We start from the raw sequence: 1,712 nt of genomic DNA, 5'->3' as shown, positions 1-1,712 counted from the left end.
TTGCCGGGGACTTTTCAATGAGGCACGGCCCCTGGTTACGCGGGGACTTTCCATGAGTCTCGTCGGCAGCTGAAAGTTTGACATGGTCGTTGCTAGCCTTGAAGAGACTTCACTGCCAGGTGAATCGTCGGTGGCCGTCCCGGTGTCCAGCTCGGGACGGCCATTCATCTCTGAGCACATGGTTTTCCTTTGTAATGCTTTGTCTTATGCCCGGCTCTCACGCCCGTCGGCAATTGCGGTGCTCGCGCGTGGGAGCTACTGCTGCTGATGTTGGCTAGTAGCGCCACCGCCGCGAAGGCGATATGCGATCCGTTCAGCCTGCTCATCAGTGAGCGGCGGGGCCTTCACCAGGACGCGCTCAATGTGCTCTTCAAGCGTTAGAGCGGTGAGATTGCGCCGCGCTTCGACGAAGTCTGGATCATCAGGGGTCCTTGATCGCGACAGCGCGGCAACACGACCGCGAGCGCGGGCAACAGGAGGCGAAATCTGGGCGCTGGACATGATTGCATCTCCTCTGGAAGAGGTGGATGCACGCCCACTGCTGGTCTTCTAACGGGCCGGTAAGTCGGTTTGCGAGTCTGCTGATCGCCTGACGCTTCCGCTTCTGCCGATCCCCGCGTCATCGGTGACGACGGGGTTACTCAGTGCTAGCCTCGTGCGATTTTTACCGGCTCTTCGCATTTGAGGGTGTAGAAGCCGGGGACGCGTAGCGGGGTCGGCGTGGTGGTGGCTGGATAGAGGTCGAGGCCTTCCGAAGATGGAAGTTCCTACACTGCCCATCTGAAAGACCTCGACGTGCCCAAGCCTACTTTCACCCTCCCTGACCTCAACAGCTTCTGCCTGATCGACGGCCTCGGCCTGCGGGTGACTGGTCAGCAGATCCGCCACGACCGCGCGGTCCTAGAATGCCGTGTCGCTGAAGACGATCGGTGGTGCCGGAACTGCGGCGGTGAAGGCGTCCTGCGGGGCACGGTGGTGCGGAAGTTGGTGCACCTGCCACTGGGGTGGCGGCCGACCACCCTGTGGGTGCGGGTCCGCCGATACCGGTGTACCGACTGCGCTCGGGTATGGCGGCAGGACACCAGTACGGCTGCGGCCCCGCGGGCGAAACTGAGCAGGCATGCGGTGTTGTGGGCGCTGAAGTCGGTAGTGATCGACAGGATGTCCATCTCCCGGGTTGCTGCCGCCCTGGCCAGTTCATGGCATACCGTCAACGACGCCGTGTTGGCCGCCGGCCGGCAGCTGCTGATCGAAGACCCTCACCGGTTCGAGGGTGTGAAGGTCATCGGTGTCGATGAGCACTGCTGGCGCCACACCGGCAGGGGTTCTCACTACGTCACCGTGATCATCGACCTGACCCCGGTGAAGGAACGCCGCGGCCCAGCCAGGCTGCTGGACATGGCCCCGGGGCGGTCCAAGGCCGTGTTCAAGACCTGGATCGACGCCCAGAACGAGGACTTCCGCAACGGCATCGAGGTGGTGGCCATGGACGGGTTCACCGGGTTCAAGACAGCCACCGCCGAAGAGCTGCCTGAGGCCACCGCGGTGATGGATCCCTTCCACGTCGTTGCTTTGGCTGGGGACGCGTTGGATCAGGCCCGCCAGCGGGTCCAGCGTGAGACCACCGGCCACCGCGGCCGTTCTGGCGTGTGAAGTCTCAGGACATCGTGGACGCTTCTGTCTCATGACATCGTGGACAGTTGGTCTCAGGA

1 protein-coding gene and 1 pseudogene are annotated in these 1,712 nt (G+C 63.0%); one reads left to right on the top strand and one right to left on the bottom strand.

Annotation, left to right across the window (positions count from 1 at the left end):
* Positions 1-255: 255 nt before the first annotated feature.
* Entirely contained in the window at positions 256-501 is a 246-nt protein-coding gene (locus HGQ17_RS14815; protein ID WP_168888725.1) for a hypothetical protein, read from the bottom strand.
* A 294-nt stretch (positions 502-795) separates the two neighbouring features.
* Here HGQ17_RS14815 and HGQ17_RS14810 point away from each other — a divergent pair.
* A pseudogene (locus HGQ17_RS14810) lies at positions 796-1,647 on the top strand (ISL3 family transposase); the annotation flags it as partial.
* Positions 1,648-1,712 lie beyond the last annotated feature (65 nt).

Origin of the sequence: Nesterenkonia sedimenti, assembly GCF_012641515.1 — a bacterium.
GTDB lineage: Bacteria > Actinomycetota > Actinomycetes > Actinomycetales > Micrococcaceae > Nesterenkonia > Nesterenkonia sedimenti.
The sequence above is the reverse complement of the archived record's forward strand: the minus strand, read 5'-3'. Positions and strand labels throughout refer to the sequence as shown.

Bases quoted from the DNA above. Each gene is read 5' to 3' on its own strand.
- HGQ17_RS14815 (WP_168888725.1), bottom strand. From the start codon at position 501: ATGTCCAGCGCCCAGATTTCGCCTCCTGTTGCCCGCGCTCGCGGTCGT.